This is a genomic window from Agromyces kandeliae (assembly GCF_009674665.1).
GTDB classification, from domain to species: domain Bacteria; phylum Actinomycetota; class Actinomycetes; order Actinomycetales; family Microbacteriaceae; genus Agromyces; species Agromyces kandeliae.
Genome location: NZ_WKJD01000012.1, coordinates 131,850 through 157,701, shown reverse-complemented (window position 1 = coordinate 157,701; position 25,852 = coordinate 131,850). Strand labels below are relative to the sequence as shown.

Here is a 25,852-nt window from a genome sequence, read left to right as displayed (position 1 = left end):
CGTAGAGCCAGGTGTGGAAGAACGCGTCGAGGTCCGCGCCAGAGACGTCCTCTCCTTCGCACTCGTGATCGAACTCTCGGGGGAGGCCCGTTGCGCCGATACGCCTCGTTGTCGTCCCCCGCCGTTCGGGCCGGCGGGTGTCGGCGTGCCGTTTCCGCCGGGTGCCCCGCGAAGATTCCCGGCGGAAGTGGCAACGCGGCGGTCACCGCACGCGGATGCCGTGCCATCCGCGGGCTCGCAGGGCGCGCTCGAGCTGGTCGAGCGCCCGGGCGGGTGGCAGCCGACGGCCGACGCGGATCACGATCCATCCGTCGGCGGCCAAGTCGTTGAGCCGCTCGACATCGCGGTGGAACTGCACCTCGTCCTCCCGGTGCTGCTCGCCGTCGTACTCGAGCAGCACGCCGTACTGCCGGAAGACGAGGTCGCCGTGCGCAGTCCATCCCGCCCCGAGCCGGATCGGCGCATTCAGCTCGGGCTCGGGGAACCCCGCGCGCAGTACCCGCAGCCGTAGGCGCGTCTCGCGTCGCGACGCCGATCCCGGGCGGATGTCGCCGCGCGCCGCGCGCAGCCGCTTGGCCCCGTGACGCGGCCCGAACCGCTCGATCGCGGCATCGATCTCGTCGAGCGCCACGAGGGGTGAGCGCCATCCCACGAGCCGGTCGCCCGCCGACACGAGGTCGTCGTGGCCGAGGGCCGCGGCGAGTTGGCACCATGCGTCGGCAGCGGCGACGAGCGGAAGTCCGGCGAGGTGCGTCGTGCGGATGCCGCTGCCGAGTCGATGTCCGACGACCCCCGACACGCGGGGCTGGCGGAGCGGCGCCGGTGCGGACACGTGGAGCGGCAGCGGTGCCCGGCTCGGCAATGGCAGGCCCCACAGCCCTGCCGCCGTCTCGTGGCCGAAGACATGGCGCTCCGGCATCCGCTCGGCGTACGCGCGACAGAGGTCGAGCAGGCCCGCGGGGCGGGCGACGGCACGAACCCCGCGGAACGGGGCGGACAGGTCGCGAGCCCCGAGGCGGCCGCGGGTGACCCCGAGTTCGGCGGCCCGCCGCACGTGGAACGGCCGCGACCTGAGCTCGTCCGGGAGCGGAGCGGGTGGTCTCATGCCGCAACCCCAGCCCGCGGGGGCGGGCCGCGCGCGCCATCCGCTCGCCTCGATGGAACTCGCGCTCGCGGACTTCGGTGTGGAGGAGCGCTCCCCGCCCCGCCACGCCGCCGACGCCGCGGTGCGGTGCCACTTGCGCCGGGAACTCCCGCCCCATTCCCGGCACGATCGGCAATCCGTGCAGAGGAGAAGCGCAGAGCTGGGGAAGGAGGGGGAGAGGGGTGGGGAAGAAGGGGGGAGGGGGAAGGCCAGGGAGGGCACGAGCGGGCAGGAATACTGGGAGAGCGCCGAGAGTTGAGTCGAGTAGGCTCAAGTTCGGTGAGCTCGACTTGACATCGATTCGGGCGGGTCCGACACTTGAGTCGGCGAGGCTCAAGTCTCGCCGAACACTGACTTCGGCCGCGGGCGGGGAACGCCGGGCCGATCGCCGGGGGCCACCAATGCGAGCCCCGCGGCAGAAGGAGATACACACATGTCACGTGCAGTCGGAATCGACCTCGGCACCACCAACTCGGTCGTGAGCGTCCTGGAGGGCGGCGAGCCCGTCGTCATCGCGAACGCCGAGGGCTTCCGCACCACCCCCTCGGTGGTCGCATTCACCAAGGACGGCGAGGTGCTCGTCGGCGAGACCGCCAAGCGCCAGGCCGTGACCAACGTCGACCGCACCATCTCGTCGGTCAAGCGCCACATGGGCACCGACTGGAAGTCGCCCGCGATCGACGGCAAGGAGTACACGCCGCAGGAGATCTCGGCGCGCATCCTCCAGAAGCTCAAGCGCGACGCCGAGCAGTACCTCGGCGACACCGTCACCGACGCGGTCATCACCGTCCCGGCGTACTTCAACGACGCCGAGCGCCAGGCCACCAAGGAGGCCGGAGAGATCGCGGGCCTGAACGTGCTGCGCATCATCAACGAGCCCACCGCCGCGGCGCTCGCCTACGGCCTCGACAAGGGCAAGGAGGACGAGCTCATCCTCGTCTTCGACCTCGGTGGCGGCACGTTCGACGTCTCGCTGCTCGAGGTGGGCAAGGACGACGACTTCTCGACGATCCAGGTCCGCGCGACCGCCGGCGACAACCGCCTCGGCGGCGACGACTGGGACCAGCGCATCGTCGAGCACCTGATCAAGCGCTTCAAGGACACCACGGGCGTCGACGTCTCGAAGGACAAGATCGCCCTCCAGCGCCTCAAGGAGGCCGCGGAGCAGGCCAAGAAGGAGCTCAGCTCCTCGATGAGCACCAGCATCCAGCTGCCCTACCTCTCGCTCACCGAGTCGGGCCCGGCCAACCTCGACGAGACGCTCACCCGCGCGCAGTTCGAGAACATGACGTCCGACCTGCTCGACCGCACCAAGAAGCCGTTCGAGGACGTCATCCGCGAGGCCGGCATCAAGCTGTCCGACATCGCGCACGTCGTGCTCGTCGGCGGGTCGACCCGCATGCCCGCGGTCTCCGAGCTCGTCAAGAAGGAGACCGGCAAGGAGCCCAACAAGGGCGTGAACCCCGACGAGGTCGTCGCCGTGGGCGCCGCCCTGCAGGCCGGCGTCCTCAAGGGCGAGCGCAAGGACGTGCTGCTCATCGACGTCACCCCCCTGAGCCTCGGCATCGAGACCAAGGGCGGCATCATGACCAAGCTCATCGAGCGCAACACGGCCATCCCGACCAAGCGCAGCGAGACCTTCACGACCGCCGACGACAACCAGCCGTCGGTCGCGATCCAGGTCTTCCAGGGCGAGCGCGAGTTCACGCGCGACAACAAGCCGCTCGGCACGTTCGAGCTGACGGGCATCGCCCCGGCGCCCCGCGGCATCCCGCAGATCGAGGTCACCTTCGACATCGACGCGAACGGCATCGTGCACGTGTCCGCAAAGGACAAGGGCACGGGCAAGGAGCAGTCGATGACCATCTCGGGCGGCTCGGCGCTGCCGAAGGAGGACGTCGAGCGCATGGTCCGCGACGCCGAGGAGCACGCGGCCGAGGACAAGAAGCGCCGCGAGTCCGCCGAGACGCGCAACCAGGCCGAGCAGCTCGCCTACTCGGTCGAGAAGCTGATCAAGGAGAACGACGACAAGCTGCCCGCCGACGTGAAGTCGGAGGTCCAGGGTGACGTCGACGCGCTGAAGTCGGCCCTCGCGGGCGACGACGACGACGCGGTGAAGTCCGCGTTCGAGAAGCTCTCGCAGTCGCAGGGCAAGCTCGGCGAGGCGATCTACGCGCAGGGCCAGCAGGCGGATGCGTCCGCCGCCGGCGCGAACCCCGGCGAGGACGCCAACGCCTCGGGTGAGCAGGGCGCCGAGTCCTCCGACGAGGACGTCGTCGACGCCGAGGTCATCGATGACGAGGACGAGAAGAAGTAGCCATGACGGACGAGAACCAGAACCAGGACGAGCCGATCATCCGCGACAAGCGGCGGATCGACCCGGAGACGGGTGAGGTTCGCCAGCCGCAGGCCGAGGGGGCGGATGCCGCGGCATCCGCCTCCCCGGAGGCCACCGACGCGGAGGCCGCCGACGCCGACACCGTCGCCGAGGCCGACGAGGAGCTGACCGTCGACGACATCCTCAACGCGGCCCAGGCCGAGGTCGAGGACCCGTCGGCGGAGCACCTCGCCGACCTCAAGCGGGTCACCGCGGAGTACGCCAACTACCGCAAGCGCACCGAGGCGAACCGCGAGGTCGAGCGCGAGCGCGCGATCGGCGCCACGGTCGCGGTGCTCCTGCCCGTGCTCGACGACCTCGACCGGGCCGAGAAGCACGGCGACCTCGAGGGCGACACCCCGTTCGTCACGATCGCGGCGAAGCTGCGCGCGTCGGTCGAGAAGCTCGGCCTCGCGAAGTTCGGCGAGGTCGGCGAGCCGTTCGACCCGCAGCGCCACGAGGCGATCTTCCAGCAGCACTCCGACGAGGTCGAGGTCGACACGGTCGCCGACGTCGTCGAGACCGGGTACCTGCTCGGCGGCACGCTGCTGCGCGCCGCGAAGGTCGTCGTCAAGACGCCCGCGTGACCCACTCGGGCCGGTTCGCGGCATCCGTGATCAGCAACGGATGCCGCGGGCCGGCCCTCAACGGTTCCCAGTAGATTCAGCAGGAAGGAGGCGCCGATGGCCAGCCAGGATTGGTTCGACAAGGACTTCTACGCCACGCTCGGCGTCTCGAAGGACGCGAGCGACGCCGACATCAAGAAGGCGTACCGCAAGCTCGCGCGCAAGTACCACCCCGACCAGAACCCCGGGGATGCTGCGGCCGAGGCGAAGTTCAAGGAGATCAGCGAGGCGAACTCCGTGCTCTCCGACCCGGAGGAGCGCAAGGAGTACGACGCGGTCCGGGCGATGGGCGGCGGCGCGCGCTTCACCGCTCCGGGCGGTGCCGGCGCAGGAGGCTTCGAGGACGTCTTCGGCGGCATGTTCGGCCAGCAGGGCGCCGGCGGAACGCGCTACACCTTCCGCCAGGGCGGCGGAGGCGGCGACTACGACGACCTGCTCGGCGGGCTGTTCGGCGGCGGGCGATTCGGTCAGCCCACCGGCGGCTACCGCGGGTACGGCGGCCCCACGAAGGGCCGCGACGTGACCGCGTCGACCACGCTCGACTTCGTCACGGCGACCAAGGGCGACCGGATCACGCTGCAGACCGCCGAAGGGCGGGAGATCAGCGTCAACGTTCCCGCAGGAGTGGCCGACGGACAGAAGATCCGGCTCCGCGGCAAGGGCCACCCGTCGCCCGACGGCGGCGAGGCCGGCGACATCGTGCTCACCGTGAAGGTGCGCAAGCACCCGGTGTTCGAGCGCGACGGCCTGAACCTGCGCGTCACCGTGCCGGTCACGTACGCCGAGGCCGCGCTCGGCGCCACCATCCAGGTTCCGACCCTCGGCGGCGACCCCGTCAAGCTGCGCGTCGCGCCCGGCACGCCGAGCGGGCGGGTGCTGCGGGTGAAGGGCCGCGGAGTCGAGACGAAGAAGGGCACCGGAGACCTGCTCGCGGTCGTCCAGGTCGCGGTGCCGGCGCACCTGTCGAAGGACGCCGAGGAGAAGCTCCGCGACTTCGCCGCGCAGCTGCCCGATGAAGACCCACGCGAGGACCTCCTCGCCAAGGCCCGGAGCGCCTGATGCAGGTCGACGGCGAGAGCCCGCTGTTCGTCATCTCGGTCGCGGCCGAGCTGGCGGGCATGCACCCCCAGACGCTCCGCCAGTACGACCGCATGGGGCTCGTCTCGCCGAAGCGGACCGCGGGCAAGTCGCGCCGCTACTCGATGCGGGACGTCGCGCAGCTGCGCGAGATCCAGCAGCTCTCGAGCGAGGGCGTGAGCCTCGAGGGCATCCGCCGGGTGCTCGGGCTCGAGAACGAGGTGAACGAGCTGCGCCAGCGCGTGCGCGAGCTCGAGCGCGCGCTCGCCGACGAGATGCTGAACCGCCCGGGGCGCCGCGTGTTCGCGGCCGGCTCCGAGGGCGAGGTCGTCACGCTGCGCACGGGCACGCGCGTCCGGCGCGAGAACGCGGTGGTCGTCTGGCGGCCGCTCGAGCGCGGCTGAGCTCCCGGCGCATCCGCTCCGCGTGACGCTCGCCACCGACCGGGCCCCTGTGCGAGGCTGTGCCTAGCGCCCCGGCGGCACCGGGCGCGAGCGCGTTTCGGGGGAGGCGACGATGACGGATGACTCGGACGTGGCGCCGCTGCCGCCGCCCACGCCGCGACAGCTCCTGCTCCTCCTCATCCCGGCGATCGTCATCGGCGCGCTCTGCGCGCTGGTGCTGCGTGCGCTCGAGGTCGCGGCCGGCGCACTGCAGGGCGTGCTCTGGACGACCCTGCCCGACGCGCTGGGCGTCGATCCCGACGGCTGGTGGATCGTCGTGGTGCTCACCGCGACCGGGTTCGCGGTGGGCCTCGGGCTCCAGTTCCTGCCGGGCCATGGCGGACCGGATTCCGCCACGACCGAACTCGTCTCGGAGCCGCTGAAGCTCCGCACGCTGCCCGGGCTCGCCATCGTCACCGGGCTCGCGCTCGCGGGCGGGGTGAGCCTCGGCCCCGAGAACCCGATCATCGCCATCAACGTGGCCCTGACCGTCGCGCTCCTCGGCCGGATGATGCCGCGCGTCGGCGCGCGTCTCGGGATGCTGATGGCCGCGGCCGGCACGATCGGCGCGCTCTTCGGCTCGCCGGTCGCCGCTGCGCTGCTCTTCACGGGCACGCTCGCCGCGGTGCGCGGCGGCGGCGCCCTGTGGGACAAGCTGTTCCTGCCGCTCGCCGCCGCGGCCGCCGCCGCGGGCACGATGCACGTGCTGGGCGCCCCGCCGCTCCAGTTCACGCTGCCGACGGCGCCCACGACGCCGATGCTCCTCCTCGCGGGCATCGTCATCGCGTGCGTCGCGGTCGTGCTGGGCCTCGTGGGCGCATACGCCTTCCCGGTCGTGCACCGGCTCTTCCACTCGCTCCGGCAGCCGCTGCTCATCGCGACTGCGGGCGGTCTCGTCCTCGGGCTGCTCGGGCTCATCGGCGGCCCGATCACCCTGTTCAAGGGCCTCGACCAGATGGCCGAGCTGTTCGAGGATCCCGATGCCTACGACGCCGGCCAGCTCGTCGTGATCGTCCTGGTGAAGATGGTCGCGCTCATCGTGGCGGCGAGTGCCGCGTTCCGCGGCGGCCGGGTGTTCCCCGCGGCCTTCATCGGCGCCGCGCTCGGCATCCTCGCGCACACCCTGATCCCGTCCCTGCCGATCGCGTTGTGCGTGGCGAGCGCGCTGATCGGCATCCTGCTGGTGGTCGCGAGGGACGGATGGCTCGCGCTCTTCGTCGCCGCCGCGGTCGCGGGCGACCTGGCGCTCCTCCCGTGGCTCTGCGTGGTCATCCTGCCCGCGTGGTTGCTCGTCTCGAGGGCGCCCGAGTTCCGGATCGTGCCGAAGCCGGTGCTGCCAAGTGCGGATGCCGCGACGGCGACCGAGTCCGGTTCGTCCGAGCGTCCGCCGACGGCCTGACGGTCAGTCTCGAGAGGCCGGGACCGGCGCGATCTCGCCGAGCAGTTCCTCGATGCGGCGGCGGATCTCGTCGCGGATGGGGCGGACGGCGTCGATGCCCTGCCCGGCCGGGTCGTCGAGCTCCCAGTCCTCGTAGCGCTTGCCGGGGAAGATCGGGCACGCGTCGCCGCAGCCCATGGTGATCACGACGTCGGATTCGCGCACGGCCTCGGTGGTGAGCACCTTCGGGGTGTTGCCGGCGATGTCGATGCCCTCCTCGGCCATCGCCTGGACGGCGACCGGGTTGATCTCGTCCTTCGGGGCGGAGCCCGCCGAGAGCACCTCGACGCGGTCGCCGCCGAGCTCGCGCAGGTAGCCGGCGGCCATCTGGGATCGTCCGGCGTTGTGCACGCAGACGAACAGGACGGTGGGCTTGTCGGACATCGGGACCTCGTTTCGCTCGGGACGCCTAAAGCATAGATTGTGATCTATGTAATGTCGAGCGGATGCCGCGGCGGCCGGTTCGGGCCCGGATCGGCGGCGGGCGCCGCCGACCGCGGAGTCCGGGCCGACTCAGGCGAGGTTCGCGATGAGCTCGCGCACCCGCCGATCGATGTCGTCGCGGATGCCGCGGACGTCGCCGAGCGGCCGGCCGACCGGGTCGTCGAGCTCCCAGTCCTCGTAGCGCTTGCCGGGATACACGGGGCACGCGTCGCCGCACCCCATCGTGATCACGACGTCGGCCGCGCGGACGACCTCGTCGGTCAGCGGCTTCGGGTAGGCGCCGCCGACGGGCACGCCGATCTCGTCGAGCACCCCGACGACGGCGGGCGACACGGCGTCGGCGGGTTCCGACCCGGCGGTGCGCACGTGCACCCGGTCGCCCGCGAGATGCCGCAGGATCGCGGCGGCCATCTGCGAGCGACCGGCGTTCTGCACGCACACGAAGAGCACCTCGGGCGCGGCGCCGCCCGACTCGGGTGCCTGGGCGGCGAGGGCCGCGAGACGTTCGGCGGCGAACGCCGCTGCGCGAGACGTGAACCGCTTCGAGACGCCGCTCCGCTCGGCGAGGAGGTCCCGGCTCTCGCGGACGTAGCGCTCGACCGTCTCGCGGCCGAACGTGCCCGCGAACCGCGTCGCGAGATCGTCGACGACGCGCACGATCGCGGCCTCGTCGTCGGGGCGGGACTCGGCCGCCGGCATGTCGAGCAGCTCGGTCACGCGATCGAGGTGATCGGGCGCGACCGAGTACCACGCCCGGCGCCCGTCCGGCTCGCGCACGAGCACGCCGTCGTCGAGCAGCGCCTTCGCGTGGTGCGAGACCGTCGGCTGCCGGAGGCCGAGCTCGTCCGCGAGCGCCGTCACGGTCGCGCGGCCGTCCGGGCTCGTGAGGATGAGCGAGAGCATGCGCGCCCGCGTGGGGTCGGCGATCAGCGCCAGGCCGCCGGCCGCGGCATCCGCCCCACCCTTGTGCATAGACGCAAGTCTATGCAATGCGGCGGACGCCGCTGCCGGCCCGCCGGGCTCAGCAGCAGCCGTTCGACCCGTCGAGGCTCGTCGAGCAGACGCCGGTCGCCGGCAGCTCGAGCTGCACCTTCGCGGCGCCGGCGGCATCGCCCGCGAGCCAGGACGCGATCGAGCGCACCTGCTCGTAGCCGGTCGCGAGCAGGAACGTCGGGGCCCGCCCGTAGCTCTTCATGCCGACGAGGAAGAAGCCGTCCTCGGGTTGCCGGAGCTCGGCGAAGCCGTGCGGCTCGACCGTGCCGCATGAGTGCACGTTCGGGTCGATGAGCGGCGCCAGTCGCTTCGGCGCCTCGACCACGTCGTCGAGCTCGAGCCGGATCTCGCGCAGCAGGTCGAGGTCGGGGCGGAAGCCGGTCGCGTTCACGACGACGTCGGCCTCGTGGTCGACGAGCTCGCCGCGGCGCGAGCCGACGATGCGCACGCCGCCGTCGGCGGCGCGGCCGAGGCGCACGATCTCGAACCGGTCGAGCACCTCGATGCGTCCGGCGTGCACGAGGTCGTCGACACGGCGCCCGATCGAGGCGCGGGCGGGGAGCCCGTCGTCGTCGGAGGTCGTGACGCGGACGGCGGAGGCGTTGCGGATCGCCCAGGTGATGCTGGTCTCCGGCTCCTCGCGTGCGAGCGCGGCGAGTGCGAGCAGCGTGTTCGCGGCCGAGTGCCCCGCACCGACGACCGTCACGCGGCGACCGGCGAAGCGGGCGCGGTCGCGCCCGAGCACGTCGGGCAGCGCGTGCGTCACCGAGTCCGCGACCTCGTCGAGTCCGAGGGGGTCCAGGCCGTTCGAGCCGAGCCGGTTGGGCGTGCGCCAGGTGCCCGACGCATCGATGACGGCACGCGCCGCGACGTCCTCCACCTCGCCGGATGCCTCGTGCACGCGCAGCAGGAACGGCGTCGCCGCGCGCCCGGCCGTGCGGGTCCGGTCCATGCCCTCGCGGGCGACGGCGGTGACGTCCACGCCGAGGCGGATGCGCGACGCGAGCGGCTCGAGGGCGGCGAGCGGCTCGAGGTACTGCTCGACGAGCTCGGCGCCGGTGGGCAGTCGATCCTCGTCGGGGTGCTTCCATCCGGCCGCCTCGAGCAGGCGGCGCGACGCGGGGTCGACGAGGACGCGCCACGGTGAGAACAGGCGGACGTGGCCCCACTCGCGGATGCTCGCGCCGACCCGGTCGCCGGCCTCGTAGACCACGACGTCGATGCCCCGCTCGAGCAGGTTGGCCGCGGCCGCCAGGCCGATCGGGCCGGCGCCGATCACCGCGACGGGGAGGGTGTCGAGGCGCTCGGAGCGCGTCGCGGGGCGGGTGAGGTCGAGCAGGGTCATGGCGGGCCTTCCTGGGGATATCGAAGTTCTTCGATATCAGTGTCGACCTGTACATCGAAGTTTGTCAATATTCGAGGTAGGATCGGTCGCATGACGACCTTCGAACTCACGCCGGTCGGCGTCGGGTCCGCCGACACCGGTGCGGCGTGCTGCAGCCCGCTCGTGACCGAGCCGATGGATGCCGCGCGCGCCGAGCAGCTCGCATCGTCGTTCAAGGCGCTGGCCGACCCGACGCGACTGCGGCTGCTGTCGATCGTCGCGAAGTCCGAAGGCGAGGAGGCGTGCGTGTGCGACCTCATCGAGCCCGTCGGCCTCAGCCAGCCGACCGTCTCGCACCACCTCAAGATCCTGGCCACGGCCGGGTTCCTCGAGCGCAGCAAGCGCGGCACGTGGGCGTACTACAAGCTGGTGCCGGGCGCGCTCGACCGGATGTCGCAGCTCCTCGCCGACGGCTAGCGCCCCCAGGCCGACGCGGGTGCGGCGACGACCGGCACGGGCGCCGTCGACCACCACGCACCGTTCCCGTAGTGGCTCGACGCCCACGGCGAGGCCCAGATCGCGCGAGCCGTGGCATCCGCCGAGGTGCCGGCCTCGAGTCCCGCGACGATGCCGGCGTAGAACGAGCGCTTCTTCAGGTTCGAGGCCGCGTACTCGGCCGCGGTCACGAGCGTGTCGTAGCTCCCGAGACCGCTGCCGCCGCCGGAGCCGTACCCGTTGTTCAGCGGGTTGTTGCGGTTCCACCAGTTGTCGGGGCCGTTCTCCTCGCGCATCCACTCGACCATGAGCCGCACGTTCTCGTCGGTGAGCGGCCAGTCGCCGAACACGAGCACGAGCCTCGCCCAGTCGTAGTTCGTGCCCGAGTCGACGAGGGTCTCCGGCCCGGTCGTCGTCGAGTAGCCCTCGCGCGACACGCTCGCGGGCGCGACGTCGCCATCGACCTCGACCTCCTGCACGGCGCCGGAGAACGGCGAGACGGTCGTGACGGACGCCTCCGCGATCGGCGCGCTCGCGCGCGGGAGCGGTGCGAGGGCGAGCGTCGCGAGGATGCCGGCGACCGCGGCGGTCGCCGCGAGTGCATTCCCGAGCCGCCGGCGACGTGGGCGGACGGACGCCGCACGACGGCGCTGCGGCGCTGGAACCCGGCGAGCGGACGCCGCGTCCCGACCGGGCGACGCGGTCGGTGCGACCCGGCGCCCCGACGGCGCCGACGACGGACGCCGCGTGGTCGATCCCCTCGCCGCGCGGCGCTCCCCCGGTGGACCTGCCGTGTCTCGCATTCGGGGGCCGAACCTACCAAACGCGGCTGATCGCCGCCATCGGGTTCCGCGCGACGATCCGACGCGTTCCCGGACGGGCGCGTCAGTCCTCGGTGAGCGAGCGCAGCGTGCGGAGGTTCGGCACGTCCGTCGTCGACTTCTCCGTCTGCACCAGCATGGCGCGGTCGAGGCTCCCGATGCTGAAGCCGCTCAGCGCCCAGCCGAGCGGCGGCATCACCGCGGGCACGGTGGACGGCGCGACGATGACCTCGAGGCCCGGCAGGCATCGTGGGTTCGCGCAGTCCTGCACTTCCTCGATCGCGCGAGCCGCCTTCTCGGAGCCCTCGTTCGAGGCCGTCGGCTCCGCGTCCGCCGTCGTGGCGTCGCCTTCGTCGACCTCGCCGATCGTCACGAACGCCGCGGTCACCCGCTGTCGCAGCGCCTGCTCGGTGGCGGCCTTCGTCAGGGCCGGATACCCCACGAGCGGGACGAGGGGCTCGGCGGTCACGTCCTCGAGGTTGCGTCGGAGGTCGTACCCGGCGGAGTTCTTCAGGTACACGAGGATCGGCACGATCGGATCCGCGGTCGGGTGTTCGCGGTTCCACGCCGCGATGCGGTCGGCGATGACCGGCGCCAGGTCGGCGGCGGTGCCGAGGCCCGACGGTTCCGCGTAGCCGCCGTCGACGAGTTGCATGCTCGCGTTGCCGCAGACGCTCTCGCCCGGCATGCGCGCGGCCGGCGTGATCACGGCGAAGCGCGCGGAGAGCATCGCCGCGGTCGCCCAATCCATGTCGGAGAAGCACGCGGACGCGACGGGCAGGCTCGCCGCGGGAGCCGTCGCGGGCGTCTCGCATCCGATGCTCGGGTCGGCCTCGACCGCGGCGGCGGCGGCGTCCGGGTCGTCGTCGGGCGCCGCACCGCCGGCGCCGGACGTCGTCGGCGGCGCGGGTGTCGGCCCGGCCTCGGTCGTGAGCCCGTTCGAGACGAGCACCTTGCACTTCGAGCGGATGTCGGTGGAGTTCAGCACCGGGATGCCGACGCGGTCGTTCGCCTCGAGCGCGACCGTGGCCTCGAGTCCGTTCACGGCGTCAACCCACACGTCCTCGATGAGGGCCGCGCGGTCGCGCCACGCCCATTCGCCGGCGACGTTCGACGGGAGGCGCAGCCCGGTCACCGAGGCGACGAGATCGCCCACCATGAGCGACGCGGCGCCGGTGCCGACGGCGTCCGGTCCCGCGAGCCGCTTGAGCTCCGTCGCTGCACGGACCTCGTCCGATTCACCGGCGGCGGCGACGGCGAGTCCCACGGACCCGCCGCTGACGCCGCTCGACAGCAGTACGGAGGCGGCGATGCAGTCCGGCTCGTCGACGCGACCGCGGAGCTGGTCGAGCGCCCGCGCGGTCCAGTACGCGGCGCGGATGCCGCCGCCCTCGGCGGCGACCACGAGCGCCGGAGTGAACTCCGCATCGCCGACGGTGGCCGTGCAGCCGGCGCGGGCGAGCGTGCCCAACCGATCGTCCACCTGGTCCTCGAACGAGTCGTCGGCGTTGCGCGCCGCGACCGGATCGCCCTTCGACGCGACCGCCCCCGTGCGGACGCCGTGCAGGCCGACGTCGTCCGCACCGACCACCGGCGCGATGATCGCCCAGATGAGCGGGATCGTGATGGCGAGCGTGAGGACGGGATCCGCACGGAGCCGCAGGAACCGGAAGACGGGCGCGGGCGGGTGGTCCTGCAGCACGACCGTGAAGGCACCGAGCACCGCACCCCACGCGGTGAGGAGCAGCACCGCGAGCGCCGGTGCCCCGAAGAGCGCGGCGGTCTGCACAGGCAGGAGGCCGATCCACGCGAGCAGCAGGAGCCCGGCGGCGAACCCGAGCACGATGACGATGACGTGGATCCGCCGTCGCCGCGGCGCCCCGGCGTCCGCGTCCACGCGGACGGTCGGGTCGAGCAGCACCGGCACGTGCCACTTCCACCGCAGCAGCCACGGCGAGGCGACCGCCATCGCGAGCCCGAGCAGGAGCAGGACGATGGAGAGCGGATACCGCTCCGCGGCGTCGTTCGGCAGCCGCCCGGCGAACACGGGCGCGGTGAACGAGCGCACGAGCCCGAGTCCCGCGATGACCGGGATGGCGACGGCGACGGCGTCGCCCGTGAGCCACGCCCAGCGCGCGCGGTCGAGGCGGTCGATCCGAGGAGTGATCTTCCACGCGGCATCCGGCCAGCGCAGCCAGGTCAGCATGACGAGCGCTGGCACGACGAGGAACACGATGGCCGACCATCCGGGCACCCAAGCGCCGGTCAGCGACCCCGTCACCACCCAGAGCACGAGCCAGACGATCATCGGGGCGAGCCACCACAGCGCGTGCACGCGGCGGGGCGTCACCTCGGTCACGTCGAACCCCCGGACCCCCGAGGCGAGTGCGCGAGTGCGCGCCCGGCCGAGCGACCAGGCGCAGAGCACGGCGATCGCGATCGCCACGAGGGCGAGGGCCATGTGCCGACCGGCCGCGCCGTCGAACGCCGCCCACCGGCGCTGCAGGTCCGGAAGCTGGTCGAGCACGCCTTCGGTGGGGATGCACGTGAGGACCGCGAGGGCGAGGACCAGCACGGCCGACAGCCGGTGCAGCCAGAGCGCCTGCGCGAGCCGGCGGACGGCGGTCCAGATGATCCGCCGAGCGAGGGCGTCGCGCACGACGAAGACGGCCAGCAGCAGGATGAGCGCGCACTTGAGGGTGCCGAGCGCGGCCTCGGTGATCGCGATCGGACCGAGCGGCGCCAGGAGGCCCGCCTGGTCGGCCGGGACCGGCGCCCCGCCGAACACGAGGAGCAGCGCTGCCGCGAGCAGCACGACGAACTCGGCCGCCTCGACGCCGAGCAGCACGATGAGGGTCGTGTGCGCGTACCGCCGCGGATCCTCGTCGCCCATCCGGGCGATGATGCGCTTCGCCATCCAGAAGTAGGCGACGATGAGGGCCAGGTCGATGAGGATCGACGCGATGATCCATCCGCCGATCGAACCGCGGCTCGCGCTCGACGCCCATTCGGACCAGCTCTCCCGGGAGAGCAGTGCGAGCGGCCCGATCGTGCCGTTCAGCGACGCGCTGCGTCCGGTGGCGCTCAGCGCGCCGGCGATGAGCCGGTCGATCTCGGCGAGCGAGATGATCGCGGCGAGCGCCACCGTGACCGCGACGATGGCGCGCATCGTGCGCGGCCGCCGGGACTTGACCCACCGCTTCAGCTCGTCGGCGGCGCGGGCCCGCCCTGCCACGGACGATGCCGAGGCACGTTCGACGACGGCGGCCATGGCTCCCCCCATCCAGGCTTGGCCGTGACGATAGTCCTGTGGCGGGTGGCGCCGTGCGCCCCGTTCGGGGGAGATTCGGCGGATGCTGCGCGGGTAGGGTTCCGGGGTGGACTTCGATGCGCTCCGACGGCATCCCGACCTCGAGGCGCCGGGGCTGGCCGCGGCGGATGCCGCGGACCGGCTGATCCTCGACGAGTCGGCGACCGCGCTCGCCGAAGCGGCGCCGGTGCAGGGTTCGGTCGTCGTGATCGACGACGCGTACGGGGCGCTCGCGCTCGGCGCGGTCGCGGCCGGTGCGCGCGGCGTCCGCGTGCACCAGGACCCGATCACGGGTGAGCGCGCGCTTCGCGAGAACGCCGAGCGGCTGGGCCTGCCCGCCGACGAGCGCCCGACGAGCCTTCCGTTCGAGCCCGAGCTCGTCGCCGATGCCCGAGTCGTGCTGATGCGGCTCCCGCGCGCGCTCGACCGGCTCGACGAGGTCGCCGGGCTCATCGCGGGGCACGCCGCACCCGACGTGCGGGTGTTCGCCGGCGGCCGCATCAAGCACATGTCGCTCGCCATGAACGACGTGCTCGACCGGTGGTTCGCACATCTCGACGTGACGCACGCCCGGCAGAAGTCGCGCGTGCTCGTCGCGACCGCCCCGCGGCCGGATCCGTCCCGTTCGACGCCCTGGCCGCGCAGTGCGCGCGACGCCGCCCTCGGGCTCGAGGTCGTGGCGCACGGCGGGGTGTTCGCCGGTACGACCGTCGACATCGGCACCCGGTTCCTGCTCGGCGTGCTCGGCGGCGCGGTGCCCGACGCCGGGACCGCCGTGGACCTCGCCTGCGGCTCGGGCGTCGTCGCCGCCTGGCTCGCGCGCGAGCGCCCCGGGCTCGTGGTGCGCGCCTCCGACCGGAGCGCCGCGGCCGCGGCATCCGCCCCGCTCACCGCGGCCGCGAACGGCGTCGCCGACCGCGTCGACGTCGCGCGCGCCGACGGCCTCGAGCACCTCCCCGACGCGAGCGAGCGGCTCGTGGTGCTGAACCCGCCGTTCCACTCCGAGGCCGCCGTGCACACGGGCATCGCGACGCACCTGTTCGGCGAGGCCGCGCGGGTGCTCGCGCCCGGCGGCGAGCTCTGGTGCGTGTGGAACTCGCACCTGCGCTACCGACCGATGCTGGAGCGCATCGTCGGTCCGACCCGGGAGATCGCACGCAACCCGAAGTTCACGGTCACGGCCTCGACGCGACGCTGAGCGCGCGCTCGTGCGCCGTCCGAGCGGACACGCCGCGAACTGGGGCGTGCGGTCTCGGCGCGAACCTGTCAGGCTCGGAGTGTGACCACCACGGCTGCCACGAGCCGTCGTCGTCTCCCGACGGGGACGGTCACCTTCCTGTTCACGGATGTCGAAGGATCGACCCGCCTCGTCGAGGCTGCCGGTGAGCGGTGGCCGACGCTGCTCGCGGAGCACGACGCACTGGTCCGCGAGGCCATCACGGGCAGCGGGGGCACCGTGGTCAAGACCGAGGGCGACGGGTTCTTCGCGGCCTTCGCCTCGGCGATCGACGCCGTGACCGCGGCGGTGGCGGCCCAACGGGGGATCGCCGGTCACGACTGGCCCGAGGGGCTCGCGCCGAAGGTCCGCATGGGACTGCACACCGGGCTGGGGCTGCTCGGCGGAGACGACTACATCGGGCTCGACGTCCATCGCGCCGCTCGGATCATGGCCGCCGCGCACGGCGGGCAGGTCGTGCTGTCCGCGTCGACCGCGGCGCTCGTGGAGCACGAGCTGCCGGTCGACGTCGTGCTCCACGACCTCGGCCGGCACCACCTGAGGGACCTGTCGCAGGCCGAGGGCATCTTCCAGCTCGACATCACCGGGCTCGACGCCCGATTCCCCGCCCTGCGGTCGCTCGAGGCCGTGCCGAACAACCTCCCGGCGCAGGTCACCCACTTCGTCGGGCGACGACGCGAACGCGCCCGGGTCCGCGAGCTGCTCGAGTCCTCGCACGTCGTGACCGTCACCGGCACGGGCGGAACGGGCAAGACCCGGCTCGCCCTCCAGGTCGGCTCCGAGGTCGGCGGGCAGTTCCGCGACGGGGTGTTCTTCGTCGACCTCGCACCGGTCGACGATCCGGAGGTCGTGCCGTCGCAGATCCTCCGCGCCCTCGGCGAGGACTCGTCGCCCGGGAACCGGCCGCCGCGGGACGCCCTGCTCGAGCGGATGGGCGACCTCGAGGTGCTGCTCATCCTCGACAACTTCGAGCAGCTCATCCCCGCGGCGCCGATCGTCGCCGACCTCGTCTCGGTCGCGCCGAGGTCCCGCTTCCTCGTCACGTCCCGTGGGCCCCTCCGGATCGCCGCCGAGCAGGAGATGCCCCTCGAGCCCATGGACCTCCCCGACCGGCGCGACGTGAGCCGGGCGACCGACACCGACGCCGTCGCGCTGTTCGTCGACCGCGCCATGGCGGTCCGACCCGATTTCACGGTGACGCCGGAGAACGCTGCCGCGGTCTCGGAGCTGGTGCGCGGGCTCGACGGTCTCCCGCTCGCGATCGAGCTCGTCGCGTCGCGCGTGCGGCTGCTGCCGGTGCCCGAGATCCTCGCCAGGCTCGACCCGGCCCGGCCCGGCACCGGGACGATCGACCTCCCGGAGCGGCAGCGGACCATCGAGGGCGCGATCGAGTGGAGCCACGACCTGCTCGACCCGCCCGTGCAGGACCTCTTCGCACGCCTCGGGGTCTTCGCCGGCGGCGCGGACCTCGAGCAGATCGAGCGGGTGTGCGACGACATCGACGTCGACCTGCTGGGCGGCCTCGCCGAGCTCGTCGACCAGGGGCTGCTCCGGCAGGTCGCAGCACCGGGCGGCCGGGCGCGCTTCCGCACGCTGCACGTGATCCGCGAGGTCGCGCTGCTGAAGCTCGAGGCGAGCGGAACCGGCGAGGCCGTGCACCGGCGCCACCTCGAGGCGTACGTCGCCTGGGCGGAGGAGGTCGCCGCGCACGTCCTGGGAGAGGACCGATCCGCCTGGCTGGACCGGTTCGACGCCGACCACGACAACGTCCGAACCGCGCTCGACTGGGCCGCCGTGCACGGGGAGACCGACCTCGCGCTCCGGCTCGCCGCCGCATCGTGGCGCTTCTGGCAGTCGCGCGGCCACCTGCACGAGGGTCGGAGCCGGCTGGAGACCGTGGTCTCGCTCCCCGGCGGCGAACCGCTCAACCGTGCCCGCGCCCTCGAGGCGCTCGGCGGGGTGTACTGGTGGCAGGGTGAGATCGAGCGATGCGTGCCGCCCTACCGCGAGGCGCTCGCGATCCAACGCGAACTCGGAGAGCCCGCCGAGATCGCGAACGCGATCTACAACGTGGCGATCGGGCAGGCCGTGGCCGCCGTGACCACCGGCATCACCGACGAGGTGCGCACCGAGGTCTACGCGCTCTACGACGAGGGGGAGAAGATCTTCCGGAGCCTGGGCGATGAGAACGGGCTCGGGAACATCACGTGGGGCAGGGGCCTCGCCGTGTCCGACCTCGATGACGACGTCCAGCAGTCGCTCGAGCTCTTCCATCGCAGCATCGACCACTATCGGGCCGCCGGCAACGAGTTCGGCATGGGGTGGGGCATGTTCGAGGTCGCGATCTTCTCCGCGAGGCTCGGTGACATCGCCACGGCGTGGGACTACCTCGAGGAGGGGCTCGAGCTCTTCGCACCGCACCGCGACGTCTCGGCCGTCGTGCTCTTCCTGTCGCTGGCCGCGGCGCTCGCGCAGGCGGCCGACGACGAGGAGCGGGCGGCCCGGCTCGCGGGCGCCGTGCGCGGTCTCAGGAACTCGTCGGGCGCGAAGATCGTCGACCACGAGATCACGCGGATCCGCGGTCTCTCGATCGAGGAGATCGACCCGAGCCGCGACGACCTCGAGCCGCTCTACCGGGCGGGCATGGCCATGGACCTGGCGCAGGCCGTCGAGTACGCGCTCGGGCGGCCGGTGCCGACGGACGGCGGCTGACCGGGGGCGTCGGCGGGATCCCTCGATGGGGACGTGCGAGCGGGCCGCGACCGTGTCAGTCTGGGATCGTGACGTCCACCATCGAGCAGCTCGACGCCGACCTCGTCACCGACGAGGCCGTCCGGCCCGACCTGCCCTGGCAGACGATCGTGTGGGACGATCCCGTCAACCTCATGACCTACGTCACGTACGTGTTCCGCAGCTACTTCGGCTACCCGCGAGAGGAGGCCGAGCGACTCATGCTGCAGGTGCACCATGAGGGGCGCGCGGTCGTGGCATCCGGCAATCGCGAGGCCATGGAGCGACACGTCCACGCCATGCACGGCTACGGGCTGCAGGCGACCGTCTCGAAGGCCGAGCCGTGATCGTCGCCGGACGCGAGGGCGGCGCCGACGGCGTGCGGATCGTGCTGGAGACGGAGGAGGCGATGCTCTTGTCGGAGCTCGCCGACCAGGTCGACTCGGTCCTGCTGCTCGGCGGCGACGACGACCCGGCGCTGGGGCGCCTCTTCCCGTCCGCGTACCCCGAGGACCGCGAGGCCGCGCGCGACTTCACGCGCTACACGCGCGACAGCCTCGTCGACGGCAAGCGCCAGGCCGCCCAATCCGTCCGCGACGCCACGGCCACCGAGCGCGACGCGGGCCTGGTCGAGATCGAGCTCGACCAGGCGCAGGCCTGGGGATGGCTGACGTTCCTCACCGACCTGCGGCTGATCCTCGCCGAGCGCGTCGGCGTGACCGACCCCGACGAGGCGGAACCCGCCGACGACGAGCGCGACGACTACCTGCGCGCCGCCTACGAATGGGCGGGCATCGTGCAGGGCTCGATGCTCGAGGTGCTCGACCCGATCGGGCGGTGACGGGCCGAAGGTCCCGAGGTCGCGATCGGGGATCGTAGGACGATGCGCGTGGGCGCGCCCATCGGGGGGCGTGCCGGATGGAGGCGCGCCATGTCAGACACGAACGTCACCGGCTGGGTCGGCTGGGGCTGGTTCGCCGGTGTGATGATCATCATCTCCGGCGCGATCGGCGCCATCTACGGACTCATCGCGATCCTGCTGCCGAACAACACCTACTTCCTGAAGCCGTCCGACGGCGAGCTGCTGATCCTGAACGCCACGGGCTGGGGCTGGCTGCACTTGTTCCTCGGGCTCTTCCTCGTGCTCGTGGGCGTCGCCCTGCTCGCCGGCGCCTCGTGGGCGAGGGTCGTCGCGATCGTCCTCGCGGCCTTCAGCGTCCTGGCGAACCTCATGGTGCTCCCGCTGCAGCCCTGGTGGTCGGCGATCGTGATCGCGGTCGACGTGTTCGTGATCTACGCGCTCACGGTGCACGGCAAGGAGCTCGCCGCGAGGCGCTGATCCTCCGGCCGCGCGTATCGAGGCGATCCCACGGACCGGCGCTGGCGATCGCGCCCACGCTGCTGGCAGTCTGGTGCCGCGGGCCCGGCGCCTGCGCCGGTCGACGGCGCGACGGGCGGCGCTGAGCGGAGGAACGATGTCCCAGCCGTCCTCGATCGTGGGGATCCTGCGCGAGCCCACGCGCACGACCGAGTCGACCGAGTCGTCGGCGCTGATCCTCGGCGCGATCGTCTTCGTCCTCGCGACGCCGATCGGGCTGCTCGCATTCTGGGGTCGCGACCTCGCGATCTCGGGCCGGGACTCCCTCGGCATGTACATCGCGCTCGGCTCGGCGATCGCCGCGGCCGTGGCGTTCGTCGCAGGCCGCCTCCTCCAGCGCAGGCGGTTCGGGCCGAAGCCCGACGATCCGTCGGTCGAGGATGCCGCGGCGACACGCAGCGCGACCGGGCCGCGCGGTGCGGAGGCGCCGCGGCTGCGGTGGTTCGACGTCGTCGCCCTGTCGATCGCGCATGCCGTGATCGCCATGCTCGGTTGGGTCGCCCTCGCCGACGTCCTCGAGCAGAGCTTCATCGGCGCCCCCGTCTACCCGCTGCCGGCAGCCGTGCTCTTCGGGGTCGCGCTCACGCTCACCGCGTACGTGTGCTTCCTCTCGTCGGTGCGGATGACCCCGATGCTGCTGTCGATCGTGCTCGCCGTGTTCCTCGTGGTGGGCGTCGTGACCGCGATGCTCAGTTCGACCGATCCCCACTGGTGGCAGATGAACCTCAGCGCGCTCGGCATGACCGACGACCTCTCGGCACTGGCGTTCAACCTGACGCTCGTGATCGCCGGCGCCATCGTCACGATCGTCGCCCGGTACGCGACCGCCGGCCTGCCGGTGACGACGGACCGCGACCGGCGCGGCAGGGACTTCGTCCGGTACGGGCTGGTCCTCATCGGGGTCCTGCTCGCGTGCGTCGGCATCTTCCCGGTCGACGACTTCTTCCTCCTGCACAACACCGTCGCCTCGGGCATGGCCGTCGTCTACGCGGTGATCGTGATCGGGCTCCCGCGCTTCCTGCCCTCGATGCCGCGGGTCTTCGTGATCCTCGGCTGGGTGTACGTCGGGGTGATCGTGGTGCTCGGGGTGTTCTTCGCGATCGGGTACTACAACCTGACCGCGGTCGAGCTCGTCGCGGGCCTGCTGATCTTCAGCTGGATCATCCTGTTCCTGCGCAACACCGGGTCGGTCGGGGCCCGTCGGGTGGTGGCGGTCACCGCCTGACGCGGGAGGTCGCCGCGACGACGGACGGCCGGGCCCCGCGGGTGCCCGGCCGTCGTCGTCGTGCGTCAGGCGCTCAGCGCCTTGGCCTTGATGGCCTCGTACTCCTGCGCGGAGATGGTGCCGGCGTCGAGCAGCGCCTTGGCCTTCGCGATCTCGTCGGACGGGCTCGCCGATGCGCCTGCGGTCTGGCGGATGTAGGCCTCGGTCGCGGCCTGGGCGTCGGAGGCCGCAGCGGCGGAACGCTCCGCCATGCCGTTGCCGCGGGCGATGAGGTAGATCAGGGCCGTGAGGAACGGCACGAACATCAGGAAGATGATCCAGACGGCCTTCCACCAGCCGTTCAGCTGGTGGTCGCGGAAGAGGTCGCCGATGATCGCGAACAGCGCGAAGAGGTACGCGATGAAGGCGAAGCTCCAGAAGAAGATCCAGACGAAGTTCCAGAAGTTGCTCGCGAAGTCCACGGGGTTGGGCCTTTCCAGTCGTTGACGGGGACGCCGGATGCCGCCCCCGAGCGTCACACTAGCGGCGCGGGGGCTCTGTGCGGGAGGACCTTGGGCACGTCGGCGCGCCGCGAGGTGCACTGGAATCGGGACTGGCGTTGCCGTGCGGCGCGCGCCTAGTCTGCTCTCCAAGGGGGGAATCGATGGCTGATTTCGAATACGGTCCGGTCGACGTCTACGTCGTGAGCTTCGAGGGCGATCGCCTCGACGAGGCGACGGCGACGGCACTGGGTGAGCTGATGGTCGGCGACGAGATCCGGCTGCTCGACCTGCTGATCGTCTCGCGCGACGACGACGGCGAGGTCACGGTTCGCGAGTACGAGGAGTTCCGGGACGAGGCCGGCTTCACGGTGGTCGAGCTCGAGGCGTCCGGCGTCATCGGCGACGAGGACATCGACGAGCTCGCCGACACGATCCCGCCCGGAACGTCGGGCGCGATCATGGCGATCGAGCTGCTGTGGGCGAAGAAGATCGCGTCGGCGTTCGCCGCATCCGGCGGCGAGGTGCTGCAGGTGGAGCGCATCCCGGCCACGGTCGTGAACGAGGTGCTCGCCGAGGCGAGCGACGAGGAGTAGGGGGAACGTCATGCCGATTCGAAGGATGGGTCGACCCGGCCTGATCGGGATGGCCGCGCGCACCGCGGTCGTCGCCGGAACCGCGACCGCCGTGAGCGGTCGCGTCGCACGTCGACAGCAGGGCAGGTACGCGGAGCAGCAGGCGCAGGAGGGCGCAGCCGCCCAGCAGCAGTGGGAGGCCGAGCAGTACCAGGCCCAGCAGGCGGCCGCGCAGCAGGCGGCGATGCAGGCGCCGCCGCCGCCCGCAGCCCCTGCAGCCGCCGGCGTCGACGTCGTCGCCGAACTGCAGAAGCTCGCGACGCTGAAGGAGCAGGGCATCCTGAGCGACGCCGAGTTCGCCGCGGCGAAGGCCAAGCTGCTCGGCTGACGGCGCCCCGATGACCGAAGGCGAGACGCGCGACCGTTGGAAGCGCGCCACTGAGATCATCGGCGTCTTCCTGCTGTCGGTCGTGGCGGTGCTGACGGCGTGGTGCGGGTTCCAGGCCTCGAAGTGGGGCGGCGAGATGTCGATCGCCTTCAGCCAGGCTTCGAGTGCCCGGATCCAGGCCGCATCGGCCGAGGGCGAGGCGAGGTCGGCGCGGACGTTCGACCTCACGATCTACGCCTCGTACGTGGAGGCGGTCGGTCGCGGCGAGGATGAGCTGGCGGACTACATCCGCCAGCGGTTCACGCCCGAGTTCGAGGTGGCGTACGACGCCTGGGTCCGCGACGGCCAGATCGAGCGGGCGCCCTTCGCGCGCGAGGAATACGTTCCCGAGGGCACGTACGAGGCCGAGGAACTGAACGCGCGCGCCGACGAGAAGTTCGCCGCGGCCCTCGAGAACAACCAGCGCGGCGACAACTACTCGCTGCTCACCGTCCTCTTCGCGCTCGTGCTCTTCCTCACGGCGATGTCCCAACGCGAGATCGTTCCGTGGATGGCGCGAACCCTGCTCGGCCTGGCCGGGGTCGTCGCGATCGTCGGGGTGGTCATCCTGACGACGTTCCCGATACGGATCTGATCTCCGTGGCGCGCCCCGGACCCATCGACAGCGCGGACCCGGTTCGGGTCCCGGACGCGACCGAGGTCGCAGACGAGGAGGCCGCCCATGGGCTCGGCCATCGGTGACACCCTGCCCCTGGCGGTCGGCATCGCGATCAGTCCGGTCCCGATCATCGCCGCGATCCTGATGCTGCTCTCGCCGCGGGCCAGGACGACGAGCGTCGGCTTCCTCGGCGGCTGGGTCCTCGGCATCGCGGTCGCGGCGACCGTGTTCACGCTGCTCTCGGCGGTGCTGCCGCAGGGCGGAGCGGATGACCCGAAGCCGATCACGGCGGTCATGCAGCTCGTGCTCGGGGCGGGCCTGCTCTTCCTGGCCCTCCGCCAGTGGCGCAGCCGCCCGGCCCCCGGCGTGGAGCCGCCGTTGCCGAAGTGGATGGCGGGGATCGACTCGATGACCGCGGGCAGGGCGTTGGGACTGGGCTTCCTGCTCGCCGCCGTGAACCCGAAGAACCTCCTCCTCGGGGCCGGCGCGGGCCTGGCGATCGGCTCGGCCGAGCTCGGCGCGGGCCCGACCGCGGTGGTGCTCCTCGTCTTCACGGTCGTCGCCGCGGCATCCGTCGCCGTTCCGGTGATCGCCTACCTGGCGGCATCGGAGCGCATGGCCGCACCGCTCGAGCGGCTGCGCGGATGGCTCGTGCACAACAACGCGACCGTCATGGCCGTGCTCCTGCTCGTGATCGGCGTGGTGCTGATCGGCAAGGGCGTCGGCAACTTCTGAGCCAGGCGCCGAGCAGCGACGCCGCATCGACCGCGACGGATCCGACCGTCGGAGAACCGGAGAGGGAGCCATGCACCAGAAGGACGCGACCGAGGCCATCCGCGCGCGACAGCGCGAGCTCGCGTCGAACCTGCCGTTCGGCGATCGCCGCGACGTCGACGCCGTCGACCGGGGGTTCGTCGCGGCCCTCGAGCCAGGCGAGATCCACGACGCCGACGGGAAGGTCGTCTGGGACGCGAACGAGTTCGCGTTCATCACGGGCGACGCGCCCGACACCGTCAACCCGAGCCTCTGGCGGCAGTCGACGCTGGTGGCGAAGCAGGGGTTGTTCGAGGTCGCCGACGGCATCCACCAGGTGCGCGGGCTCGACCTGTCGAACGTCAGCTTCGTGGAGGGCGACACGGGGGTCATCGTCATCGACCCGCTCATCTCGAAGGAGACCGCGGCGGCGGCGCTCGCGCTCTACCGCGAGCACCGGGGCGACCGCCCGGTCACGGCCGTCATCTTCACGCACAGCCACATCGACCACTTCGGCGGCGTGCTCGGCGTCGTGGACCCCGAGGACGTGCGGCCCGGCGGCGTGCAGGTCATCGCCCCGATCGGGATCGTCGGCGAGGCCGTCGCAGAGAACGTGTACGCGGGAACCGCGATGGGTCGTCGCGCCGGCTACATGTACGGCGCCGCGCTCGAGCGCGGGCCGAAGGGCGCCGTCGGCGCGGGCCTCGGCCAGTCCACGTCCACGGGGCACGCCGGGATCCTCGTCCCGACGCTCGAGATCCGGCGCACGGGCGAGACGCACGTGATCGACGGCGTCGAGATCGAGTTCCAGATGGCGCCCGGCACCGAGGCGCCGGCCGAGATGCACTTCCTGTTCCCGCAGAAGCGGGCGCTGTGCATGGCGGAGAACGCGACGCACACCCTGCACAACCTCCTGACGCTGCGTGGGGCGCTCGTGCGCGACCCCCACGTCTGGTCGCGCTACCTCACCGAGGCGATCGAGCGCTTCGGCGACCGGGTCGACGTGGTGTTCGCCTCGCATCACTGGCCGACGTGGGGCGCCGACGAGATCCGGGAGTTCCTCGGGTTGCAGCGCGACCTCTACGCCTACCTGCACGACCAGACGCTGCGCATGCTGAACCAGGGCATGACCGGCGCCGAGATCGCCGAGGAGATCCGACTGCCGCCGGCGATCGAGAACGCCTGGCACGCGCGCGGCTACTACGGCTCGGTGAGCCACAACGTGAAGGCGATCTACCAGCGCTACATGGGCTGGTTCGACGGCAACCCCGCGCGGCTGTGGCCGCACCCGCCGAAGCCGCTCGCCGAGCGGTACGTCGCGGCGATCGGCGGCGTCGACCGGGTCGTCGAGCTCGCGCAGCAGGCGTACGACGAGGGCGACTTCCGGTGGGCGGCGACCCTGCTCGACCACGCCGTGTTCGCCGATGCCGACCATGCGGCGGCGCGAACGCTCTACGCCGACACGCTCGAGCAGCTCGCCTACGGCGCCGAGAACGGGCCGTGGCGGAACTTCTTCCTCTCGGGCGCCACGGAACTGCGCGGCGAGAACTTCGGCACGCCGACTTCGACGGCGGCGCCCGAGATCCTCGCCCAGCTGACTCCGGAGCAACTGCTCGACGCGATCGCGATCACCGTCGACGGACCCCGTGCATGGGACCTCGACCTCGTGCTCGACCTGACGTTCACCGACGTCGGGCGGAACTTCCGCGTCACGCTGCGCAACGGAGTGCTCGTCTACGTCGAGAAGCCGGCCGACGAGGCGAGCGCGCAGGCGACGGTGGCCCTGGCGAAGCCGCGCATGCTCGCACTCCTCGGGGGCGACCGCGAGAGCGCGGGCATCGAGCGCGGCGGCGACACCGACGTGCTCGACCGGCTGATGTCGGTGCTGCAGCCCGGCGACCCGTCGTTCGACATCGTCCTGCCGTGACGACGGGAGG

Annotated in this window: 24 protein-coding genes; 17 read left to right on the top strand and 7 right to left on the bottom strand. The window is 72.2% G+C overall.

Annotated elements, in window-relative coordinates:
• Positions 1–202 precede the first annotated feature (202 nt).
• The gene (locus tag GJR97_RS07835) at positions 203–1,105 is read right to left on the bottom strand and encodes a hypothetical protein (protein ID WP_154345927.1); all 903 of its coding nucleotides are present in this window, start codon (positions 1,103–1,105) and stop codon (positions 203–205) included.
• A 472-nt stretch (positions 1,106–1,577) separates the two neighbouring features.
• Here GJR97_RS07835 and dnaK point away from each other — a divergent pair, with 472 nt between their 5' ends.
• The 5 genes from dnaK (at position 1,578) to GJR97_RS07810 (ending at position 7,066) form a co-directional block, all read left to right on the top strand.
• A complete protein-coding gene (dnaK, locus tag GJR97_RS07830) occupies positions 1,578–3,461 on the top strand; it encodes a molecular chaperone DnaK (protein ID WP_154345926.1) in 1,884 nt (627 codons plus the stop codon).
• A gap of 2 nt (positions 3,462–3,463) precedes the next feature.
• Entirely contained in the window at positions 3,464–4,108 is a 645-nt protein-coding gene (locus GJR97_RS07825; protein ID WP_154345925.1) for a nucleotide exchange factor GrpE, read from the top strand.
• Positions 4,109–4,204: 96 nt separating this feature from the next.
• On the top strand, positions 4,205–5,206 hold the full coding sequence (locus tag GJR97_RS07820; RefSeq protein WP_154345924.1) for a DnaJ C-terminal domain-containing protein: 1,002 nt from the start codon (positions 4,205–4,207) through the stop codon (positions 5,204–5,206).
• Positions 5,206–5,628 (top strand): heat shock protein transcriptional repressor HspR, encoded by a 423-nt coding sequence (locus GJR97_RS07815; protein ID WP_154345923.1) that lies wholly within the window; start codon positions 5,206–5,208, stop codon positions 5,626–5,628. The genes GJR97_RS07820 and GJR97_RS07815 overlap by 1 nt, the downstream gene beginning before the upstream one ends.
• 112 nt (positions 5,629–5,740) lie before the next feature.
• On the top strand, positions 5,741–7,066 hold the full coding sequence (locus GJR97_RS07810; protein WP_154345922.1) for an ion channel protein: 1,326 nt from the start codon (positions 5,741–5,743) through the stop codon (positions 7,064–7,066).
• A 3-nt stretch (positions 7,067–7,069) separates the two neighbouring features.
• Here the strand turns inward: GJR97_RS07810 and GJR97_RS07805 are convergent, their stop codons facing one another.
• The 3 genes from GJR97_RS07805 to GJR97_RS07795 all read right to left on the bottom strand — a co-directional run bounded on the left by GJR97_RS07805 (position 7,070) and on the right by GJR97_RS07795 (position 9,887).
• Entirely contained in the window at positions 7,070–7,489 is a 420-nt protein-coding gene (locus GJR97_RS07805; protein WP_154345921.1) for an arsenate reductase ArsC, read from the bottom strand.
• A 129-nt stretch (positions 7,490–7,618) separates the two neighbouring features.
• Entirely contained in the window at positions 7,619–8,521 is a 903-nt protein-coding gene (locus GJR97_RS07800) for a metalloregulator ArsR/SmtB family transcription factor (RefSeq protein WP_154345920.1), read from the bottom strand.
• Between the two features lie 49 nt (positions 8,522–8,570).
• A complete protein-coding gene (locus GJR97_RS07795; RefSeq protein ID WP_154345919.1) occupies positions 8,571–9,887 on the bottom strand; it encodes an FAD-dependent oxidoreductase in 1,317 nt (438 codons plus the stop codon).
• Between the two features lie 90 nt (positions 9,888–9,977).
• On the opposite strand from GJR97_RS07795, the gene GJR97_RS07790 reads away from it, so the two are divergent.
• On the top strand, positions 9,978–10,343 hold the full coding sequence (locus GJR97_RS07790; RefSeq protein WP_154345918.1) for an ArsR/SmtB family transcription factor: 366 nt from the start codon (positions 9,978–9,980) through the stop codon (positions 10,341–10,343).
• Here the strand turns inward: GJR97_RS07790 and GJR97_RS07785 are convergent.
• Both GJR97_RS07785 and GJR97_RS07780 read right to left on the bottom strand, forming a co-directional pair.
• Entirely contained in the window at positions 10,340–11,164 is an 825-nt protein-coding gene (locus GJR97_RS07785) for a hypothetical protein (protein ID WP_195760636.1), read from the bottom strand. The two genes, GJR97_RS07790 and GJR97_RS07785, sit on opposite strands and share 4 nt — an antisense overlap.
• A gap of 82 nt (positions 11,165–11,246) precedes the next feature.
• Entirely contained in the window at positions 11,247–14,453 is a 3,207-nt protein-coding gene (locus GJR97_RS07780; protein ID WP_154345917.1) for a hypothetical protein, read from the bottom strand.
• Positions 14,454–14,559: 106 nt separating this feature from the next.
• Here GJR97_RS07780 and GJR97_RS07775 point away from each other — a divergent pair, with 106 nt between their 5' ends.
• The 6 genes from GJR97_RS07775 to GJR97_RS07750 all read left to right on the top strand — a co-directional run bounded on the left by GJR97_RS07775 (position 14,560) and on the right by GJR97_RS07750 (position 21,062).
• Positions 14,560–15,690, top strand: a complete 1,131-nt coding sequence (locus GJR97_RS07775; protein ID WP_324613281.1) for a class I SAM-dependent methyltransferase — start codon at positions 14,560–14,562, stop codon at positions 15,688–15,690.
• Positions 15,691–15,771: 81 nt separating this feature from the next.
• Positions 15,772–18,441, top strand: a complete 2,670-nt coding sequence (locus GJR97_RS07770) for an ATP-binding protein (protein ID WP_154345916.1) — start codon at positions 15,772–15,774, stop codon at positions 18,439–18,441.
• Between the two features lie 68 nt (positions 18,442–18,509).
• Positions 18,510–18,806 (top strand): ATP-dependent Clp protease adapter ClpS, encoded by a 297-nt coding sequence (gene clpS, locus GJR97_RS18180; protein WP_400997552.1) that lies wholly within the window; start codon positions 18,510–18,512, stop codon positions 18,804–18,806.
• Positions 18,803–19,300 (top strand): DUF2017 family protein, encoded by a 498-nt coding sequence (locus GJR97_RS07760; RefSeq protein ID WP_154345915.1) that lies wholly within the window; start codon positions 18,803–18,805, stop codon positions 19,298–19,300. Before clpS ends, GJR97_RS07760 begins: the two co-directional genes overlap by 4 nt.
• Positions 19,301–19,390: 90 nt before the next feature.
• Entirely contained in the window at positions 19,391–19,798 is a 408-nt protein-coding gene (locus GJR97_RS07755; RefSeq protein WP_154345914.1) for a DUF7144 family membrane protein, read from the top strand.
• 136 nt (positions 19,799–19,934) lie between these two features.
• Positions 19,935–21,062, top strand: a complete 1,128-nt coding sequence (locus GJR97_RS07750; RefSeq protein ID WP_154345913.1) for a hypothetical protein — start codon at positions 19,935–19,937, stop codon at positions 21,060–21,062.
• A gap of 65 nt (positions 21,063–21,127) precedes the next feature.
• On the opposite strand, the gene GJR97_RS07745 is transcribed toward GJR97_RS07750, so the two are convergent.
• Positions 21,128–21,523, bottom strand: a complete 396-nt coding sequence (locus GJR97_RS07745) for an SHOCT domain-containing protein (RefSeq protein WP_324613280.1) — start codon at positions 21,521–21,523, stop codon at positions 21,128–21,130.
• A gap of 182 nt (positions 21,524–21,705) precedes the next feature.
• Here GJR97_RS07745 and GJR97_RS07740 point away from each other — a divergent pair, with 182 nt between their 5' ends.
• The 5 genes from GJR97_RS07740 to GJR97_RS07720 all read left to right on the top strand — a co-directional run bounded on the left by GJR97_RS07740 (position 21,706) and on the right by GJR97_RS07720 (position 25,842).
• Entirely contained in the window at positions 21,706–22,137 is a 432-nt protein-coding gene (locus GJR97_RS07740; protein ID WP_154345912.1) for a DUF6325 family protein, read from the top strand.
• Positions 22,138–22,147: 10 nt separating this feature from the next.
• Complete coding sequence (locus GJR97_RS07735) at positions 22,148–22,504, top strand: SHOCT domain-containing protein (protein ID WP_229276108.1); 357 nt, start codon at positions 22,148–22,150, stop codon at positions 22,502–22,504.
• A 10-nt stretch (positions 22,505–22,514) separates the two neighbouring features.
• A complete protein-coding gene (locus GJR97_RS07730) occupies positions 22,515–23,138 on the top strand; it encodes a hypothetical protein (protein ID WP_154345911.1) in 624 nt (207 codons plus the stop codon).
• Positions 23,139–23,225: 87 nt separating this feature from the next.
• Positions 23,226–23,897: a GAP family protein gene (locus GJR97_RS07725; RefSeq protein WP_154345910.1), complete on the top strand. Its 672-nt coding sequence runs from the start codon at positions 23,226–23,228 to the stop codon at positions 23,895–23,897.
• A 70-nt stretch (positions 23,898–23,967) separates the two neighbouring features.
• Positions 23,968–25,842: an alkyl/aryl-sulfatase gene (locus tag GJR97_RS07720; RefSeq protein ID WP_154345909.1), complete on the top strand. Its 1,875-nt coding sequence runs from the start codon at positions 23,968–23,970 to the stop codon at positions 25,840–25,842.
• Positions 25,843–25,852: the final 10 nt, after the last annotated feature.

Bases quoted from the DNA above. Each gene is read 5' to 3' on its own strand.
- GJR97_RS07805 (WP_154345921.1), bottom strand. From the start codon at position 7,489: ATGTCCGACAAGCCCACCGTCCTGTTCGTCTGCGTGCACAACGCCGGA.
- GJR97_RS07815 (WP_154345923.1), top strand. From the start codon at position 5,206: ATGCAGGTCGACGGCGAGAGCCCGCTGTTCGTCATCTCGGTCGCGGCC.
- dnaK (WP_154345926.1), top strand. From the start codon at position 1,578: ATGTCACGTGCAGTCGGAATCGACCTCGGCACCACCAACTCGGTCGTG.
- GJR97_RS07740 (WP_154345912.1), top strand. From the start codon at position 21,706: ATGGCTGATTTCGAATACGGTCCGGTCGACGTCTACGTCGTGAGCTTC.
- GJR97_RS07750 (WP_154345913.1), top strand. From the start codon at position 19,935: ATGTCCCAGCCGTCCTCGATCGTGGGGATCCTGCGCGAGCCCACGCGC.
- GJR97_RS07755 (WP_154345914.1), top strand. From the start codon at position 19,391: ATGTCAGACACGAACGTCACCGGCTGGGTCGGCTGGGGCTGGTTCGCC.
- GJR97_RS07730 (WP_154345911.1), top strand. From the start codon at position 22,515: ATGACCGAAGGCGAGACGCGCGACCGTTGGAAGCGCGCCACTGAGATC.
- GJR97_RS07835 (WP_154345927.1), bottom strand. From the start codon at position 1,105: ATGAGACCACCCGCTCCGCTCCCGGACGAGCTCAGGTCGCGGCCGTTC.
- GJR97_RS07795 (WP_154345919.1), bottom strand. From the start codon at position 9,887: ATGACCCTGCTCGACCTCACCCGCCCCGCGACGCGCTCCGAGCGCCTC.
- GJR97_RS07780 (WP_154345917.1), bottom strand. From the start codon at position 14,453: ATGGCCGCCGTCGTCGAACGTGCCTCGGCATCGTCCGTGGCAGGGCGG.
- GJR97_RS07725 (WP_154345910.1), top strand. From the start codon at position 23,226: ATGGGCTCGGCCATCGGTGACACCCTGCCCCTGGCGGTCGGCATCGCG.
- GJR97_RS07820 (WP_154345924.1), top strand. From the start codon at position 4,205: ATGGCCAGCCAGGATTGGTTCGACAAGGACTTCTACGCCACGCTCGGC.
- GJR97_RS07790 (WP_154345918.1), top strand. From the start codon at position 9,978: ATGACGACCTTCGAACTCACGCCGGTCGGCGTCGGGTCCGCCGACACC.
- GJR97_RS07825 (WP_154345925.1), top strand. From the start codon at position 3,464: ATGACGGACGAGAACCAGAACCAGGACGAGCCGATCATCCGCGACAAG.
- GJR97_RS07800 (WP_154345920.1), bottom strand. From the start codon at position 8,521: ATGCACAAGGGTGGGGCGGATGCCGCGGCCGGCGGCCTGGCGCTGATC.
- GJR97_RS07810 (WP_154345922.1), top strand. From the start codon at position 5,741: ATGACGGATGACTCGGACGTGGCGCCGCTGCCGCCGCCCACGCCGCGA.
- GJR97_RS07720 (WP_154345909.1), top strand. From the start codon at position 23,968: ATGCACCAGAAGGACGCGACCGAGGCCATCCGCGCGCGACAGCGCGAG.
- GJR97_RS07785 (WP_195760636.1), bottom strand. From the start codon at position 11,164: ATGCGAGACACGGCAGGTCCACCGGGGGAGCGCCGCGCGGCGAGGGGA.
- GJR97_RS07735 (WP_229276108.1), top strand. From the start codon at position 22,148: ATGCCGATTCGAAGGATGGGTCGACCCGGCCTGATCGGGATGGCCGCG.